11 protein-coding genes are annotated in these 18701 nt (G+C 42.9%); 9 read left to right on the top strand and 2 right to left on the bottom strand.

Translation table 11 applies throughout. The features are described 5' to 3' along the window. Positions 1 to 192: 192 nt before the first annotated feature. Positions 193 to 2547 carry an ABC transporter permease gene (locus ACH11B_RS23250; protein WP_377610582.1) on the top strand — a complete coding sequence of 785 codons (2355 nt, stop codon included), beginning with the start codon at positions 193 to 195 and terminating at the stop codon, positions 2545 to 2547. Positions 2548 to 2590: 43 nt separating this feature from the next. On the opposite strand, the gene ACH11B_RS23245 is transcribed toward ACH11B_RS23250, so the two are convergent. Together ACH11B_RS23245 and ACH11B_RS23240 are read right to left on the bottom strand one after the other, a co-directional pair. After that, positions 2591 to 3070 carry an STAS/SEC14 domain-containing protein gene (locus ACH11B_RS23245; protein WP_130855331.1) on the bottom strand — a complete coding sequence of 160 codons (480 nt, stop codon included), beginning with the start codon at positions 3068 to 3070 and terminating at the stop codon, positions 2591 to 2593. A 106-nt stretch (positions 3071 to 3176) separates the two neighbouring features. Continuing rightward, on the bottom strand, positions 3177 to 3557 hold the full coding sequence (locus ACH11B_RS23240) for a YidH family protein (RefSeq protein ID WP_377610580.1): 381 nt from the start codon (positions 3555 to 3557) through the stop codon (positions 3177 to 3179). Between the two features lie 186 nt (positions 3558 to 3743). Between ACH11B_RS23240 and ACH11B_RS23235 the strand changes: the two genes are divergently transcribed. From ACH11B_RS23235 to ACH11B_RS23200, 8 genes are all read left to right on the top strand, one after another. Next, complete coding sequence (locus ACH11B_RS23235) at positions 3744 to 4343, top strand: RNA polymerase sigma-70 factor (RefSeq protein ID WP_130855333.1); 600 nt, start codon at positions 3744 to 3746, stop codon at positions 4341 to 4343. A gap of 80 nt (positions 4344 to 4423) precedes the next feature. Next, positions 4424 to 5608, top strand: a complete 1185-nt coding sequence (locus ACH11B_RS23230; protein ID WP_289551756.1) for a FecR family protein — start codon at positions 4424 to 4426, stop codon at positions 5606 to 5608. Between the two features lie 95 nt (positions 5609 to 5703). Next, entirely contained in the window at positions 5704 to 9039 is a 3336-nt protein-coding gene (locus ACH11B_RS23225) for a TonB-dependent receptor (protein WP_377610578.1), read from the top strand. Positions 9040 to 9044: 5 nt separating this feature from the next. Then, positions 9045 to 10526, top strand: a complete 1482-nt coding sequence (locus ACH11B_RS23220; RefSeq protein WP_165446933.1) for a RagB/SusD family nutrient uptake outer membrane protein — start codon at positions 9045 to 9047, stop codon at positions 10524 to 10526. A gap of 11 nt (positions 10527 to 10537) precedes the next feature. Continuing rightward, entirely contained in the window at positions 10538 to 13081 is a 2544-nt protein-coding gene (locus ACH11B_RS23215; protein ID WP_377610576.1) for a glycoside hydrolase family 38 C-terminal domain-containing protein, read from the top strand. Positions 13082 to 13085: 4 nt separating this feature from the next. Continuing rightward, positions 13086 to 14468 carry a GDSL-type esterase/lipase family protein gene (locus tag ACH11B_RS23210; RefSeq protein WP_377610574.1) on the top strand — a complete coding sequence of 461 codons (1383 nt, stop codon included), beginning with the start codon at positions 13086 to 13088 and terminating at the stop codon, positions 14466 to 14468. A gap of 5 nt (positions 14469 to 14473) precedes the next feature. Continuing rightward, positions 14474 to 16798 carry a GH92 family glycosyl hydrolase gene (locus tag ACH11B_RS23205; RefSeq protein ID WP_377610572.1) on the top strand — a complete coding sequence of 775 codons (2325 nt, stop codon included), beginning with the start codon at positions 14474 to 14476 and terminating at the stop codon, positions 16796 to 16798. 62 nt (positions 16799 to 16860) lie between these two features. Continuing rightward, positions 16861 to 18513: an RICIN domain-containing protein gene (locus ACH11B_RS23200; protein WP_013667539.1), complete on the top strand. Its 1653-nt coding sequence runs from the start codon at positions 16861 to 16863 to the stop codon at positions 18511 to 18513. Positions 18514 to 18701: the final 188 nt, after the last annotated feature.

The following is an 18701-nucleotide window of genomic DNA, read 5'->3' as shown; positions in this document are numbered from 1 at the left end:
CCGTGGCCACTAGATATTAAGAAGTAGAATAGACTAACACCGAATCGTATAAGCCTAAAGATACTTGTTCGAATCCGCACAATGCTGTACGGATTCGAACAACACCTATAGCGAAAACCGGGAACAGGATGTCTCAAGCGACTTTTTTACCATGGCAGATTTATTGTGCATGACTACGGGGATAAAAATCTTATGTTGCGTTACCATATAAACATTGCTTGGCGTAATTTATGGAAACATAAATTGTATACTTCAATTAACATTGTCGGCTTATCGGTAGGAATCGGTGCTTGCCTGCTTATCTTTTTATTTGTGCATTACGAGTTGACATATGATCAACATAATGTGCATTTTAGGCGTATAGCGCGAATAACAACTACCTTATCCACGCCTGAATCTGATTTAGCATTTGCTACTAGCCCATATCCCTTAGCAGATATTATACGGCGTGAATATCCGGAAACAGAGGCCGTCGTACGTCTTGAGTCATCCCCGGCTGTGGTGCCTTATAAGAATGAACTGATTCGGGAAAAAGGTTTTTATGCGGCAGATCAATCGGTGTTCTCAATCTTTACCTTCTCGTTTATTGTCGGTTCGGCACATCATGCGTTGACGGCACCAAATACGTTGATTTTAACGGAAAGCATCGCAAGGAAATACTTTAATAGTCCAGACCGAGCATTCGGAAATACCCTGCTATGCAATGGAAAACCTCATCGTATTACAGGCGTGATTGCTGATCTGCCAACAAATACGGATCTTCATATCGAAGGATTGCTTTCGGCTAACTTTTCAGACATAAGGACGTGGACTGATCTCGATTTTCCGGTTTATACTTTTGCTCTGTTGAAGAAGGGTACGAACCTGAAGCGCTTCGAATCTAAATTGCAACGAATAGCTACCCAATATGTACAACCGGAACTAAACGGTGTCGGTGCGAATGATTATCGTATTCGTTTCCAAACGGAGCCGCTTGCTTCAGTGCATTTTAGTCAACGAAAGCTGATGGATACAGTGAAGGGAAATAAGCATTTCAACAATGTCTTTTCCTTATTAGCGCTGCTTATACTCCTTATTGCCCTACTGAATTATGTTAATTTATCAACTGCCGCCGCTATGGAAAGGAACAAGGAAGTAGGGATCAGAAAGGTGGCGGGAGCACGACCTATTCAATTGATCAGACAATTTGTGATCGAGTCGTTCTTGTTGATCGCCACAGCTTGGGTGATTGCCACTATGTTGGTGTCGTTGTTAATTCCGTACTTTAACCACCTATTGAGGACTGCTATCGCTTTTGAATGGCAAGAATATGGTCTTTTTCTACTAGGTGTATTTGTTTTAACTACGTTATTGGCAGCAATTTATCCATCCCTTACGTTAGCACGATATGGGCCCATAGGGATGCTGAAAAAAAGTTTTAAAACAAGTATAAAAGGAATAATCTTCCGTAAAGGAATTGTTATTGTTCAGTTTGCTATGGCTACCGCAATGATTATTGGTACAATAGTGGTTTATCGACAAGTAGAATATGTGACGAATACGGATTTAGGCTTTAATTTAAATCAGATAGTAAGTGTACGTGTTCCAACCGATTCAATCGAACAAACAAAGGTTAAGGGATTCTATGAATCTTTAAAACAACTACCCGAAGTGGAAGGAGTAACCATGGGGAGTGGTTTACAAGCCGATGACCTGACGATGGCTACAACCTTTGCAAAAAACAACGGCCAACGAAGGGAGTTAATGTCTAATTATTTTTTGATTGATCCTTATTTTGCGCCCTTATTAAAACTACATTTTGTTGCCGGGAGAAACCTATCTGACAGCTTACACCTGGATCGGGAGCAGGCATTTCTGGTAAATGAAAGTTTTCTGCATGAGATGGGGTGGAAAGAGGCTATTGGTCAACCTTTAGAAGGATTTGGGCATAAAGGAAAAGTAGTGGGTGTTGTGAAAAATTTTTATTATAAATCAATGCATAATCTAGTAGAACCCTTGGTAATGATTTATAATACATTTCCCGCTACTACGATCTCGCTTCGGATTAATTCTCATAGTTTGTCGAAAGTAAAGGATGCTTGGACTAGTTTTTTTCCAAACAGGAGTTTCGACTATACCTTTTTAGATGAAGCCTATGCAGCGCAATACCGAAAGGACAAAATAACAACCCAATTTTTTAACTATTTTACCTTATTGGCAATCTTTATTTCTTGCCTTGGCTTGTATGCCCTCATCGCGCTGACCATCACTCAAAGGGTGAAGGAACTAGGTGTGCGTAAAGTGCTTGGTGCTTCAACCATGCATATAGTGCGACTTTTATCCAATGATTTCGTTAAATTAATCTGCGTGGCTATTTTAATTGCCTCACCGGTAGCCTGGTGGATGATGAATAGATGGTTAGCTAATTTTGCTTATCGAATGGACATCCCATGGTGGATATTTGTCGTTGCGGGATTGGTGGCGATGATAATTGCGCTATTGACACTGAGTTGGCAAGCAGTTCGAGCATCCTTAGCTAATCCGGTTGAATCTTTACGAGACGATTAGGAAATGCAATAAAGGATCAACTCGTTGCGGTTTATGATAGAACTTATCGTCTAGCGCTTTTCACGGCTCTTTTTATCAGCTTTATGGTGATAATGGTAATTAAAGCAACCAAAGCGATTTTGTCCAGGGATGTCTTGCCGATTGGCCTTTTTTCGCTGTCTTTTGTAGACAACCAGGCAACCGCTGCGCCTACTTCTGCGTGGGAAAAACCCTTGGCGATTCCCGGCATGATATAACTGGCCATATCAGTAAATGTTCGTACGTTCTCCTCATCGGTTACGATGGCCATTTTTTTCCACTTATTGAAGTGTTTGATACCTGCCAACATATCTTGAAGCCAGGCGCTACTATCAAAATTCTGTACCGATGTGTTCAGTACCAGCAAATAATAGATTTCTCCAAAGCTAGCGGCAAGTTTTTGCAAACCTGGATGCAATACCTTTTTTAAATCCTCTCCGCTTACCTCTCCTGATGCTCGAACACCGAAAACATGAGCCGGAAGGTCTTGAATCTTCTCTAACATAAATCTCGTAGCTGTTTCACTAGTTTCTAACAGCCCAGGTGTTAAAATGTTTGTATACAGTTGTATCGATGATGACGTGCGAAAGATTGTGAACCTTTGTTGTGCATTAGCGTACACGCTGCAAGAGATATGCCACCAAGATAATACCAAGGAGTATGATAGCAGTAGTAATTCCCAAAAATATGCCGGACGATGGTCGAAATCTGCCGGCAAGCAATTGCTGTTGAGTACTCTTGAATCGATAGTAGGCAAACAAGGCAAGCAACATACCGCCAATAACCAAAGTAATTCCGATAATAGACGAATAGCCATGATTGGGCAGTTTGGTACCGGTATCCACTACTAAGGCCAATTGTCGAATGAATAGCGAAAATTTAACGACAACAAAGCCTAAACCAATGGTAGCAATACATGTACGTATCCAAGCTAAAAAGGTACGTTCATTGGCTAGATGATCGTTCGGAATAGCTTTTCTGTCTTTTTCCATCTATTAAATGCTTTATTACATAACAGCTTACCGGTCGAGCTGTTTGAAAAGTTGCAAAGTTTAAGGTTTTTTTGCGTTATTCATTAAATAGGGTCAAAAGCTTAATCGGGCAAATAAAGGGTGGTAATAACAAACTCTTGCTAAATCGTTTTTATTTTCTAAATTAGCAACATATAAACCTGGTGAGTGGCATTGATTTCTCTTGATACGGAAACCGACCTATTGGTCAGGGTAGCGAATGGTGATGAAAAAGCCTTCGAGCAGCTATTTTATGCTTATTATGATAAGCTGGGGGCCTTTGTTTATCAGCTCACTTCTTCCGATATCTTAGCCGAAGAAGTGGTTCAAGAAGCTTTTATCGAAGTATGGCTCAGGCGCGAATCGTTAAGGGAGATTTCCTCTTTTAGAGGATATATCTTTATTCTTACAAAAAACAGAATGTTGAATGCGTTGCGTAAAATTGCTAATGAAAAACTTCGGAATGAGATTTGGCAGGGAGGATTGATTCAATATGAGTCTGCTGACGCCGGCGACGATCCGGTAGATCGCTACAAGGCCATACTGGAAGAGGCCATCCAAAAATTGCCGCCACAACAGCAGAAAGTGTTTAAAATGAGTAAAATAGAACACCTGAAGCAAGAAGAAATCGCGCGTGTATTGCAACTCTCACCCGAGACAGTAAAAAAACACATGAAATTGGCGCTTAAATTTTTGCGTAACTATTTTGCCGAAGCACGAATCGACCTGCCTTTATTGGTGATATTGTTAAGTCGTTTTTTACGTTAAAAAAAAAATCGACCCATTACCCCTTTTTACTTTTGACTGTGTCTTTAAGATAAATAAACCAATAGGCTAATTGATTGTAAATGGACAGCAGGTTACGCATCTTGTTCGAAAAGTATTTCAATAAACAAGCTTCTCCGGAGGAAGAACGTGAATTGTTCGAGTTGCTCCAAAGGGAAGAGCTACAAAAATCGCTGGAAGCTTTATTGGAAGAGACTTATCTGGATTATGAACAAAAGGAGCGCTTCTTCAACGCCAAGCAAACAAGTCGGATACTAAAGCGCATCAAACAACAAACGGTTTTAAGCCCCCGGGTTCTATGGTATCGCATCGGGGGATATGCTGCCGCTATTTTAGTGTGCCTAGGCCTCGGGCTATTTGTTTATTCTTATCTATCGAAGTCCATTGACACTTCATCAACAAAAAAGACGGTGGTTAAACGGGATGTCGAGCCTGGGTTTGAAAGGGCCACCATTACACTGCCGGATGGCCGAACGCTTGAGTTGGAGGAGATAGCAAACGGTATATTTGCAGATCGTGAGAGCCGTTTCGTGAAGGAAGGGGAAGGCCGGTTAAATTACAGTGGGCTTGAAAAATCGACTAAAGAGATGGTTTTTCATACCATGCGCGTACCCAAGGGAGGGCAATACCGGTTGGTGCTTGCCGATGGAACGAAGGTATGGCTAAATGCTGCCTCTTCTTTACATTATCCAACGCGTTTTGATGGAGATATCAGGGAAGTCACGGTTAGCGGTGAAGCTTATTTTGAAGTAGCTCGTAATGTGAATAAGCCGTTTTTTGTGAATTGTGAAGGCCAACGTGTTCAAGTACTCGGAACAGATTTTAACGTACGCGCATATCCGGATGAGACAGCGTTTAAAACGACCTTGCTGGCGGGAAGTATAGCGATAACAACAGTTGGGACGTCCTCAAAAAAAATCCGGTTACAACCGGGTGAGGAGGCTAGTTTAACAGCAAAAGGAAGTATAAAAGTCAACCGTTTGAAGGAGGCAGACTTAGCTATAGCATGGACGAAAGGCTATTTTGCCTTCAATCGAGCTGATCTACCATCTGTTTTACGCGAGCTCTCTAGATGGTATAATGTGGATCTAAAAGTGAAATCAAGTACAACAAAGACATATACAGGTAAAATAGATCGTCAACTTACTTTGTCTGAACTCCTGAATGGCCTGGCCTTATCGGGTATTCCTATTCAGATAGAAGACCAAGAGCACATTATTGAATTACCAAAAGACTTGTTTAAATAAAAGCATATGGAAACAAATGGACCCTGAGGTCGTATAACACAAAAAACCAATGAGTAAATAAATTTAAATTAACAAACCTAACATTATAGACTTATATGATCGCAATTAAACGTAAGGCGAAAGGGAATACTATTGGCCTTTATTTAAGGAAACAGGCACGAACCTGGTCGTTTTTGGCCAGCTTGTTATTAAGCACCTCGTCGCTTGCCGCTCAAGGTATTAATCTACAGATGCGAAAAGCGCGATTGTCAGAGGTCTTCGCAGCTATTGAAAAGCAATCGGATTATACCTTCTTTTATAATGATCAATTACTAGAGCCAACGCGCATGATAGATCTGAATGTCAGCAACGGCTCTGTAGATGAGGCACTGCGGGCGGCTTTGTCGAATTACGCCTTAACGTATGAAATTAAGGGGAAGACTATTTTTATCAGCGAAAAGCGTATCGCATCAGCCATCAAACCCGAGAAACAGATGACATTACATGGGAAAGTGCTAGATGAAGCCGGGCAACCTTTGGCTGGTGCTTCTGTACGCGTTAAAGGCTCAAAGACAGGCGCCTTAACAGACAGCAATGGTGCTTTTTCGATTCAGGCACCAAAGGGCGCACTACTCGTTATTTCCTATGTCGGTTATTCGGAAAAAGAAATGCCGGTTACGGATGCTGAAAATTTAACGATAACCTTGACGACCGCCAGCAATAGTTTAGAGCAAATCGTAGTAGTGGGTTACGGTACCTCCCGTAAGGGGAATTTGAGTACGGCGGTCGGTTCTGTAAAAGGGGAGGAATTATTGGAGCGGCCGTCGGCACAGAATCTATTGCAGGGAATGGCCGGAAAGATTGCCGGTGTAAACATCAATCTTAATTCGGGTAAACCGGGAGGCAACCCTGCGATTAAAATCAGGGGAACAGGTTCTATCAATGGCTCTAATACGCCACTTTATGTGATTGATGGCATGGTGGGAGCCGACCCAACTACCATCGATCCGAATATCATCCAGTCGGTGGATGTACTGAAAGACGCCTCGTCGGCAGCTATCTATGGATCACGAGGAGCAAATGGTGTGGTGGTTATTACGACAAAAAATGGAGATCCTAATAGCTCACAAATTGCTTTCGATAACACATTAAGTTTTGCTTCCCTTGCTCGCGAATTGGATCTATTGGATGCGAATGAAAGCTTGGAAATGTTTAAGCGCCAGTATGAGTATGTTCCCGGTCGCATAGCGCCGCACCTGGATCCCAATAATTTTTTTCTACATAAAGATGATTTGTTCAATAGTGATGGAACACCAAAATACAATATAAACTGGCAGCGGGAGGCAACCCGCCTGGCAGTATCGCATCAACACGCATTGACTTTTTCAGGCGGAAAGGACAATATTAAGGTGTTGGCAAATGTGTCTTACCGAAATAATGATGGAATTATGTTAAATAGTTATTATAAGCAATTGAATGGGTTTTTAAACCTCGATTGGGAGGTGAAACCATGGCTGAACATCAAGGCTAATTTGAATGCGGGCGGATATCAAAGTAATAACATAGACAACAATACATTGGGACTCAATGCGCTACGTCAGAGTTTGGAATATCTGCCCTTTTTGCCGGTGACTTACCCCGATGGGACTTATTCGAGAAAAGGTGATTACCCTGGCGCTGAAAACTCGGAAAATCCGGTTAAACTGCTGAATGAGGTGAAGAACGTAACAGGAAGAACACAGTCATTAGGTAATTTAATGGCTACTTTTCGTCTTTCCGACAAATTGGACTTCAATGCCTCGGTAAGTGGGCAACTTTCTTCCAGTTATAATCTTTATTATGGTGGCAGAACTGTATTTGATGTGGCCGAAAACCAGCAGGGCATCGCTGAGAGGGGGCACACGGATTTTGGATCTTGGACAACCGAGCACTACTTTTCTTATACAAATAGTTGGGCTAAACATCATCTAAATGCGGTGGCAGGAGCAAGCTGGTATTATTATGTGACTTCTACGGATCGTGCCGGCGCCGAGGGCTTTTTTGACGATTTTTTCCAATATAATAACTTAGGTACCGGAACTACGCCCCGGATACCCAGTTCAGGAAAGACGGAGAATCAATTGAATTCTTACTTCGCGAGAGCTAATTATAATTTCGACGATCGTTACTTATTTGGCGCGTCCTTCCGCATTGATGGAAGCTCTCGTTTTGGATCCAACAATAAATATGGCTATTTTCCATCCTTTTCAGCGGCCTGGCGCATCTCCCGAGAGTCTTTCTTTAAAAATATGGATAGCCGTATTGACGATCTGAAATTGAGAATCAGTTACGGTATTGTCGGCAATGCGGAGATCGGTGACTATGTAACTTTGAATCGTTATAATAATGGACAAGCGGTTTTCAATAACGCTTATCAATCAGCCGTTACCTTGGCAGGTTTAGGAAATCCGGATTTGCGATGGGAAAAGGCAAAGCAATTGGACATCGGCTTCGATATGAGTTTATTCAATGGTAAAGTGCTCTTGACGGCAGATGTATATGACAAACGCAACGATGATTTACTATACCTTCGAAAACTGCCGGTTACTACCGGGTATACAAATGTCTTTGATAATATAGGAAGTATTCAAAACAGGGGTGTGGAGCTTGGCTTGAATACGGTAAATATCAGAAAAGCAGATTTTAGCTGGACAACCGGTTATAATTTTTCCATCAATCGTTCAAAAGTAATCGATATTAACAATGATGTAATTTATCCTTGGTTCGGCCGCATTATTGCAGGCGGTCCATTGAACGAGTTCTATGGATATGAACGATTAGGTGTGTGGGGAACAAGCGAAGCAGAACAGGCAGCACAGTATGGTAAAAAGCCGGGCGATATCAAATACCGCGATACGAACGGGAATGGTGCGAAAGACGCAGACGACCGCGTGAATTTAGGGAATGCAATGCCTAAATGGGAAATGAATATGACCAATACCATCAGCTATAAGGGCTTCTCCTTGTTTATAGATTTGCAAGGCGTATATGGTAATCACGTCGTTAGTTTGGCGAAAGCATTGATGGTAAATCCCGGGCCTAATGTGAATAGTTTCAAATCCATTTTAAATGCTTGGACTCCGGAAAATCAAAACACAATGCTCGGCCAGTTACGGGTGAATTCGGACGGTTTTGACAATGAAGCGGGCGATTCCTTTAATGTGGAGGATGCTTCTTTCCTACGGGTACGCAATGTAGGCCTTTCCTACCGTTTTGACAAGAATTGGCTCCAAAAGATCAAATTAAATACCTTGGTGCTCGGCGTAAACGTTGAAAATGCCCTTCTATTTACAGGATATACGGGTTATGATCCGGAAGTAACATCATTCGATGCGGCACTTAATCAGGGCGTAGACGTATACCAATATCCCAAACCAAGAACCATTTCTTTTTCGCTTAAAACTAGCTTTTAATGATCATGAACACAATTTTTAGATTAGCCTTAGTGATACTCGTTCTTTTTACCTCTTGCAACAAATTTCTGGAAGAGGAGCCCGCGAGTTTTCTGACCACGGATCAGTATTATAAAACAGAAGATCAAATTCAGGCAGCAGCTAATGGTACTTATGCTGGTTTGAATATGCCGTTTTCAACGGAAATAACGGTGGCTGCCAGTCCCGTATATGCCCTTGAGTATATGACTGGATATAGTAAAAGGCCGCGACCATCGGGAAGCGCCGATGATCAGTTCTTGCTTTTGCAGAATATTGAAAATTCAAATAGCCGTTTTGAAACCTGGTGGAACAGTACTTATATTCCCATAGAGAATTGCAATAGCTTCATTGCCAATGTTACAGAAACAAAGGTGGTGAGTGAAGAAAAACGAAATCGTTTTTTAGGAGAGGTATATTTTTTGCGCGCCTATTATTATTTTCGAGCGGTACGTTTGTTCGGGAGTATACCTCTTAAAACAGAACCTACTCAAAATCTGAACAACATCCTGATCGGGAAAACCCCAATTGCCGATATTTATAATCAAATTGTAAGTGATTTACAATTTGCAGAAAACGCGGGCCTGCCTTGGACAGATAAAAGTGGTCGTGTAAATCTAGGAGCCGTGAAGGCGCAGTTGGCCGAAGTTTACATGACGATGGCCGGTTATCCCTTACAGAAAGGGGCAACGTATTACCAAATGGCTTATGACAAATGCATGGAAGTAATAAATGCCGGCGAATATAGCTTGTTTACTACCTATGCCGACTTACGGAATCCGGCAAAAAACAATGAAGGGGAGCATCTATTGATGAATCAACGTGATCAACGAAACGCCGGTAGTATCATCCATTTTAACTTTATGCCTTATCCCGAACCCCCTGAACCGGTGTCGGTCATTCCTAATTTTGGTGGTGCCATGGCGCCTACGATGGCGTTCTATCAGTCATTTGCCGAAAATGACTTACGTAAGCAGGAGAAGCAGTTTTTTTATAATGTACGTTATGTGGGCGATGCACCAGGTAAGCAGAATCCTTTTATTTACAAATTCTGGGATGACGCCGCTGAGGAGACGTCCCGCTCAGGTGCTAATTTTCCATTAATGCGTTATGCCGATCTCTTATTGCTTTGTGCGGAGGCAAAAACCATGATAGACGGCGGTTCGACCGGTGATGTGGCGGCTATCGATGCATACTATGCGGTGCGGAAACGCGCTTTCCCGACCTTACAAAAACCAGCCAATATTACCACGGATGAAGTCTTGAAAGAACGTTATTGGGAATTATGTTTTGAGTTTCATACTTGGTTTGATATGTTACGGACACGGAAGGCCTTTGACGTGGAAAACGATCGCATCGTTGACCTGATCGGTTTTAAGGCCCCGAACCATGTAAATGCCTTTCGGGAAGCGGACTTGTTTTGGCCAATTCCACTCTCGGAAATTCAGGCGAATCCAAATTTGAAGTAAATACTTGCCAAATGCAGAAAAAAAAATTAAATACAGCTTTTTTAGTGGGCGTATTTTTGTTGAATGGTTTGGTAGTTCAAGCACAGAAAGCCTATTTTGCGGATGGTTATCATGGTGGGAAATGGGGGCATTTTCCACCCAAGTATACCAGCTTTATGGTGAATCAGTTGCTGCAGTATCCGGATTGGAAACTGAACCTTGAAATAGAACCGGTAACTTGGGGTTGGGTAAAAGAAGTGGACCCTGATGGTTATCAGCAATTTGTAGCTTTAATGCAAGATCAATCCAGCTCCGGACGTATGGAGTATGTGAACCCCGCTTATGGACAGGCTTATTTATATAATATATCGGGAGAGAGCATTATTCGGCAATTTACCTACGGAATGGAACTATTGCGTAAACATTTTCCTACAATCCGATTTGATACTTATGCTTCTGAAGAGCCTTGTTTTACAAGTGCGCTACCTCAGATCCTGAAAGGCTTTGGATTTAAATATGCCTCATTGAAAAATCCGAATACTTGTTGGGGTGGCTATACGCGGGCCTACGGAAGGGAAGCGGTCAATTGGCTCGGACCGGATGGCACCACGATACCTACAATACCTCGCTACGCGATAGAAGCTTTAAAGCCGGGCTCCACGTGGGAGACTATAGCAAGTTACAATAGCAAGCGCTTTATTAAAGCAGCCCTAGATGCTGGTATTGAGCATCCGATAGGTATGTGCTTGCAGGACGCGGGTTGGACAAATGGACCTTGGCTTGGCACAAATAAGGGTGATTATCAGCCTACCGAGTATGTCACATGGCGCCATTATTTTCAACAAGTGAGCACGAATCGGAGTTTGGAGAACTGGCAACTTTCGCAGGAGGATATTCAGGTTAGTCTCGTTTGGGGCGCACAGGTGTTGCAGCGGATTGCACAACGGGTTCGTAAGGCTGAGCAGCATTTACTGATGGCTGAAAAGTGGGCTGCGATGGACCATCTATGGCGGGGAAAGGAATGGCCGGAGTTTGGCTTTCGGAAGGCTTGGTATCCCTTGCTTTTGGCTCAACATCATGATTGTTGGATTGTTCCTTATAACAAGGTGGACAGCGTTGATTGGGCTGGAAAGGTGAAACTGTGGACAGACACAACCATGGAAGTTGCCGATTCGGTGATGTCGCTTGAGGCTAAAGAAAGTCTTTCATCGTCGTCATTCATGGTTCGGAACGTACTGCCCTATAGAAGGAGGGGTGTGGTTGATTATCGCTTTGCGAACTCGAAAATTGATACGGGCTTGGTTGTGGTGGATGCTGATGGGCATCAGGTAACGACCCAATGGAGTCGGCGAAAAGAGGCATTACATCTGCTTTTTGAAGTCAATGTTCCCGCCATGGGGGAGGCGCGGTATCAGTTAAAAGAGAAGCAGTATAAGCCTCGCTCTTTTGCTCACTTATCTTGGAGAGGTGACGAATTGTTGGTAGAAACTGACAAACACTTATTATGCTTAAACGCAAATTTAGGTGGAGTTATCCGCAGCCTGAAATTGAAAGATTTAGGTGATAAAGAGTGGGTGGACACTTCTGCTTTTAAAGGATTCAATGAACTGCGCGGCTTTTTTTATGATGAGCAACGCTTTCGATCAAGCACTGAAAACAAGGCCAATATTACCGTTTTGGAGCAGGGCCCCTTGCATTTGAGATTGGCCGTAACGGGAAAAATCGCTAACCATGATTTTTTACAGGAAATCTGCTTAACAAAAGGGGAGCCGCGACTGGATATTCGGTTAAAGATCGATTGGAACGGGCAAGCGCATATCGGACAATTTAACGATGAGGAGCTTCGTTTTGAAAATAGGAAAAAGGCATTCTATAATGATCAATTTAAACTACTGGTACTTTTTCCGACACAACTGGAAGAACAGCGTATAGCAAAGAATGCGCCATTTGATGTGACACAAAGTAGGCTTGATAATACGTTCTTTAGCAGTTGGGATAGTATCAAGAATAATGTTGTGCTCGATTGGGTGGATGTTACCGATCGTCAAGAGCAGTATGGTTTGGCCTTATTTACCGATCATACAACATCTTATGCGCATGGAGAGCGACATCCGCTGGCATTAAATGTACAGTATGTCGGAAAAGGCCTGTGGGGACGTAACTACTACTTGGACGGGCCTACTGAATTAAATTACAGCTTGTTACCTCATCGGGGAAATTGGGAAAAAGCGGACCTTTGGCAGGTAAGTGACGTTTTGGCCAATCCGCTGAAGCTGACCTCAACGCAGCAGATAGTCGAAAAGGAACGTTCTTTACTAGATTTTAGTAAACCGGGATACCAACTAACGGCATTGCGATGGGACGAAGATGATTTACTGTTACGTATCTTCAACGCCGCCGGCGATGAAGGACCGTTAAGAATAGATTTAAAACTTCCTATCCATCGTGCGCAATTGGAAGATTTAAATAAAGTGACTATAGAGGAATTGGAGATAAAACGAGACGCTAATGCGGCAAAGTTGGAGATACAAATGCCTCGTTTTGGCTTCCGTACCTTGCGAATTAAAATGAAATAATAAGATGAAAAAGAACTACCTCTTGTGGGCCTTGCTTGTCCTTTTTAAGTTGGGCTATGGCCAGTCTGTCAAACCTTTTAGTAATGGTGATCGCGTTGTGTTCGCAGGTAATAGTATTACCGAAGCAGGTCTATACGAAAATTATATTTGGTTGTACTACATCACACATTTTCCTGACATGAAATTACAAGTTTTCAATGCCGGTATAGGCGGGGATGTTGCTGGTCAGATTTATGATCGATTACCGAGAGATATCATGGAAAAGGATCCGTCTGTACTGATTGTGACTTTTGGAATGAATGATAGTAAGTATTTCGAATACCAAGATACAACGAAGACCGCCCAGACGCGTCGAGAAGCGGTAGACACTGCCTACGCCAACTTCCTGAAAATCGAAGAATTTTTGAAAGGGCGTCCCGGAATCCGAAAGATCATTATGTCGTCATCTCCTTATGATGAAACCATGCAGAATGAGAAGAACTATTTTCCTGGCAAAAGTCAGACAATGGAAGAGATTGCCGGTTTTCAACAGGACGTCGCGCGTAAAAATCGATGGGAATACGTGGATTTATTGCATCCAATGTTGGCTATTACCGAGAAGGAACAGGGTGAGAATCCTGCATTTACACTGACCGGACCTGACCGGATTCATCCTGGTAGTGCAGGCCATTTTGTGATGGCTTATCTTTTTCTTAAAGAACAGGGATTAGCCGGTAAAGCCGTAGCAGACGTTTCTATTGATGTTCCTTCAAGAAAGGTTGAAAAAAGTGATAATGCGAAAATTAAATCGCTGAAGGTGGAGCCGTCCGTTATAAGGTTCGACTATTTATCGAACGCACTTCCTTATCCTATTGACACCTTGCCCAGGGTATGGGAAAACAGTCAGATACAAAGAGATGCTTTGAGCGTTATTCCGTTTACCGAAGAATTTAATCAGGAACGTTTGATGGTGAAAGGATTAAAGGCAGGCAACTATGCCTTAAAAATCGATGGAGAATGGATTGGAGCTTTTAGCGCTACTGAATGGGCGAAAGGAATTAACTTAGCGGAAATAACCCATACTCCGCAATATAAACAGGCGCTCGAACTAATGGAGTTGAATCGGAAGCATCGTGAGTTGGAAGCTAAACTCAGAAACTATTATTGGGTAAACTATAATTTCCTGAAGGGAAAAAATCTGTTGTTTGATGATTCAGAGAGAGCACGTGATACGATTATGAAACATCAAGAGGATAATGTCTGGCTAAAAATAAAGACGGCGGATTATGAACAGATCCGAGTGCCTAATACGCGCAGACAATTGGAGAAAGAAATGCAATTTCTACGCGAGGAGATCTACCGGAAAAATAAACCGAAGGAGCATCAGGTTACGATATCAGCAATATAAATAAGATGAAGAAGTTTTTGAATATAGGATTAGCAGTTTCTTTTTTGATATCACTTGCAGGACAATCATGTATGTCCGCAAAAAGCAAAAAGCAAAAAGATCCGGTCGATTATGTCAATCCTTTTATTGGCGCTAGCACCAGCGTGGGGGCGGCAGGTGTTTATCACGGGCTTGGTAAAACAATCCCCGGCGCCACCACGCCTTTCGGAATGGTTCAATTAAGTCCTAATACGATTACCGGAGGTGATAACGGCTCAGGCTATAGTTACGAGCACAAAACAATCGAAGGATTTGCTTTTACACAAATGAGCGGTATTGGCTGGTACGGCGATCTCGGTAATTTTCTGGTCACGCCTACTGTCGGACCTTTAAAGACCTTTGTAGGAATAGAGGGTAAGAAGGATGGTTATAGAAGCGCTTATGATAAGGAATCAGAAAAAGCGTCTGCAGGTTATTATAGTGTTGAATTAACGGATCATCATATTAAAGCGGAGATAACGGCGGCGCCTCATAGTGGTATCTTGCGCTTTACTTTTCCTAAAAGCAAGGACGCACGCATTCAGATCGACTTGGCGAGACGGGTTGGTGGAACCTCTACGGCTCAATATGTACGTGTCCGGGATAATCATAGCATTTCGGGCTGGATGCGCTGCACACCGGATGGCGGTGGTTGGGGCAATGGAGATGGACAAGCTGATTATACGGTGTATTTTTATGCCGAATTTAGTAAACCATTGAAAAATGTCGGCGTATGGAAAGCACGGATTCCGGATACCGCCAAAAGAAAAAGAGAAAATGTAGAGGCTGACTATTACCAACAGTGGATTGCTGACGCGGAAGTAGTCGCTAACACAAGACAGGCTGAAGGAAAGCATATCGGCTTTTATACCACTTTTGCTACGGAAGACCAGGAGCAGGTATTCATGAAAGCCGGTATTTCTTTCGTCGATGAGGCTGGCGCTGAGCAAAACCTAAGAACTGAAATTAAGGACTGGGATTTTGATAAAGTGCATCAATCTGCTCGCCAAAGCTGGTCTGAAGCACTGAAAAAGATTCTAGTGGAGGGAGGTACAGAGGAGGAAAAATCAGTGTTTTATACCGCTTTGTATCGGACGATGCTAGACCCACGTAGCTTGCAGGATGTGGATGGGCGCTTTCCGGGAGGTGATGGAAAAACCCATCACGCGAGTAACGGGCATGTGCGTAGAACGATCTTTAGCGGTTGGGATGTATTCAGAAGTCAAATGCCTTTACAAACCATCATTAATCCGGAAGTAGTGGGCGACTTGATACACTCGCTCACCGATCTGGCAAAGGAAAAGAACAAAAACTATTTTGAACGATGGGAATTGCTAAATGCCTATTCAGGTTGCATGATCGGTAATCCCGCGGTGAATGTGTTAGCAGAAGCTTATGCGAAAGGAATCCGCAACTACGATGTCGAAGCGGCTTATCAGTTGGCTGTTGGTTCCTTGGAAAAATTCGGAAATGGACCAAAGCACTACACGCCGGGTAACCAAGGGATATCGGTGACGCTGGAATATGCTTATAATGATTGGTGTCTCGCAAAACTAGCGGGACAACTTGGCAAGCAACAAGAAGCGGATCAATATTTAAAGCGGTCATTGGCTTACCAAAACTTATTCGATAGAGAGAAAGCTTGGTTCCGGCCAAAGGACGACGCGGGAAATTGGTTGCCATGGCCAGCGAAAGGAAGGGAAGAGCATTGGTATGGTACGATTGAATGTAATCCCTATCAGCAGGGATGGTTCGTTCCGCATGATGTAAACGGCTTAGCCGATTTAATGGGAGGTAAGGAGCGCATGTTAGCCGATTTAACCTCCTTTTTTGATCGAACGCCGGCAGATTTTAGCTGGAACGATTTTTACAACCATGCCAATGAACCGGTCCATCATGTTCCCTTTCTATTCAATAAATTGGGTAAACCTGAGCTGACGCAAAAATGGACGCGACAAATATGTGAACAAGCTTATCATAATGCCGTTGAAAGAGGATTGGTGGGAAATGAAGATGTCGGTCAAATGTCTGCATGGTATGTATTGGCAGCCAGTGGTATCCATCCGATTGCAGCGGCAGATGGAACTTATGAGATTACGAGCCCTGTATTTAATCGTATCCGTATCCGTGTTGGAAGTAAGCAGGGAAAAGACATCTATTTTACTATTAGTGCCCCGAACAACTCTCCTCAAAATCGTTATATCCGTGCTATTCGTTTAAACGGAAATGTTTATCCGCATTATAACCTTCGACACCGGGATATCATGAAAGGTGGTGAACTAGTCTTTGAAATGGCGGATAAACCTACCTAAACCTTCTAACCTGCTATGTGGACAGATGAAATTGGTGCTTTTTAACAGTTAAATCTTAAATTATGACAAAACAGGTATTACTTACAAGCCTATGCTACTTGCTGTTGCTGTGCGCTTGTCAACGTGTGATGAAAGAAGTAGATCAACCTACTTCTTTACAACTCGCTTCCCTGCCGGATTATGGCGTAATAACGCTGAAAAATGTGGCTAGCAACAAATTTATGGAAGTGGCAGGTGATCCACTCTACAATAACAAATTTGACGACGAAGCGAAATTGCAGCAATGGGAAACATCCATGTCTGACGGTGCACAAAGCCGATGGCAGAAATGGCATTTGATTTATCGTACCACCACTGATGGGGTAAAGTATTATCAAATTAGAAATCTACATAGTGGAAAGTTAATCGATGTTCCTGCGGCATCTGATTCAGTAAATATGCAAATACAGCAGTATGCGGCTTTTCCTTTTTTAGCCGACCAACAACTATGGCGTTTGGAGGAGCAGTCGGACGGCACCTCTGTTAGATTGGTGAATAAAGGAAATGGTTTGGCCTTGGCAATAGCGAATGGAAATACGAATAATGGAGTCGCTGTTGTGCAGGAACCCTTGGTCAATGAGAGCCGCCAGCAGTGGGTGATTAGCTTGGAGGCGGAAGATACCTATCGTGATGATGAAGTTGTTCGTTTCTTTAACCGTAATGAATCAGAGCAAGGCTCGGTTGCTTTTGATCAGGGAAATAGCATCTTATTGAGTTGGGGCACTAATGCCGGCAAAGTGCTGTGGGTTACACAGGACGCTTGGGATGGTACCTCTTTAACATCGGAGGATAAATTTCCTTGCAATTATTTCTTCAGTTATGGGAATTCGATGCTGCTACAACCTTCCTTAACGGATTGGAATAACCTGCATACACCAAATGTAACCGTTCCCGGTGGTGCAAATGGACGGCCAAGGCAAGTTTGCACTATTCAACCAAATAATACTTTTGCCTGGCCAGGGGTGGGGGTAGAAATCGGCGATAAAGTATATGTTCACTGTGGAGAAGGTTCCGGTTTAAACGCCACCAATCAATCGCTCTATGTCTTTACGCAAAATGCCAGCACTACCTGGCAAACACAACGAACTACCCCAACGGGTTTAAGCGGGCAGACTGCCATTTTATATGCTACCGGCATGGTTAAAGCAGGGGATGGCTATGTGTACGCTTATGGAAGTGAGACAGTTGGGTTTGGCTACGAAAGCTATATTCATGTTGCACGTTTTCCGGAAAGTAATCCTCAACAATGGGAATTTTTTAATGGTACCGAGTGGACAGCAACGCCTACTACCGGTGCTGCTTCAAAAGTAGCAGATGGCTTGGGCTCAAGTGCCGTATCCTACCTGAATGGAAAGTATATTTTGATGACGATGGATCAGGGGTTTAATTGCGATGCCAATCGGCGCATTTACCTGGCTACTGCTGATAGCCCGACGGGTCCCTTTACCGAACGAAAGGCTGTTTACACGATTAGTGAATATTTTTACGGACAATATGCCCGGTATTATACACCCGCTATTCATCCACATTTTAATAATGGCCGGAATGAATTGTTGCTTACCTACTGCTTAAATTATTCTGCATGTGGCTTAGACGGATGTCAAGACGGCTATATAGACCCGTATTATTATCGAGTCAAAGGTATTCGAGTTCCTTTTACAATGATTGGTTTGTAAATGAACCGCCTACCCGATGCATGCGGGGGGCGGTTTTCTTTAGAAGCATCGTTTATAAAAGCGAATTGAATTGCACGTTTTATAACAAAGCCTTATATTCGCAACATCTTAATGTTAGTCTTTTGAAACGCTTTGCTATCATATTATTAATCCCCATCGTGTTGCTTCAAACCTGCGCAGGATTATTT

Origin of the sequence: Olivibacter sp. EAT-5, assembly GCF_044784325.1 — a bacterium.
GTDB classification, from domain to species: domain Bacteria; phylum Bacteroidota; class Bacteroidia; order Sphingobacteriales; family Sphingobacteriaceae; genus Olivibacter; species Olivibacter oleidegradans.
This window is presented reverse-complemented; position numbering and strand designations above follow the sequence as displayed.

Coding starts and splice junctions, on each gene's coding strand:
- ACH11B_RS23245 (WP_130855331.1), bottom strand. CDS start 3,070: ATGTTAGAGAAGATTCAAGACCTTCCGGCTCATGTTTTCGGTGTTCGA.
- ACH11B_RS23205 (WP_377610572.1), top strand. CDS start 14,474: ATGAAGAAGTTTTTGAATATAGGATTAGCAGTTTCTTTTTTGATATCA.
- ACH11B_RS23220 (WP_165446933.1), top strand. CDS start 9,045: ATGAACACAATTTTTAGATTAGCCTTAGTGATACTCGTTCTTTTTACC.
- ACH11B_RS23250 (WP_377610582.1), top strand. CDS start 193: ATGTTGCGTTACCATATAAACATTGCTTGGCGTAATTTATGGAAACAT.
- ACH11B_RS23200 (WP_013667539.1), top strand. CDS start 16,861: ATGACAAAACAGGTATTACTTACAAGCCTATGCTACTTGCTGTTGCTG.
- ACH11B_RS23225 (WP_377610578.1), top strand. CDS start 5,704: ATGATCGCAATTAAACGTAAGGCGAAAGGGAATACTATTGGCCTTTAT.
- ACH11B_RS23215 (WP_377610576.1), top strand. CDS start 10,538: ATGCAGAAAAAAAAATTAAATACAGCTTTTTTAGTGGGCGTATTTTTG.
- ACH11B_RS23210 (WP_377610574.1), top strand. CDS start 13,086: ATGAAAAAGAACTACCTCTTGTGGGCCTTGCTTGTCCTTTTTAAGTTG.
- ACH11B_RS23230 (WP_289551756.1), top strand. CDS start 4,424: ATGGACAGCAGGTTACGCATCTTGTTCGAAAAGTATTTCAATAAACAA.
- ACH11B_RS23240 (WP_377610580.1), bottom strand. CDS start 3,557: ATGGAAAAAGACAGAAAAGCTATTCCGAACGATCATCTAGCCAATGAA.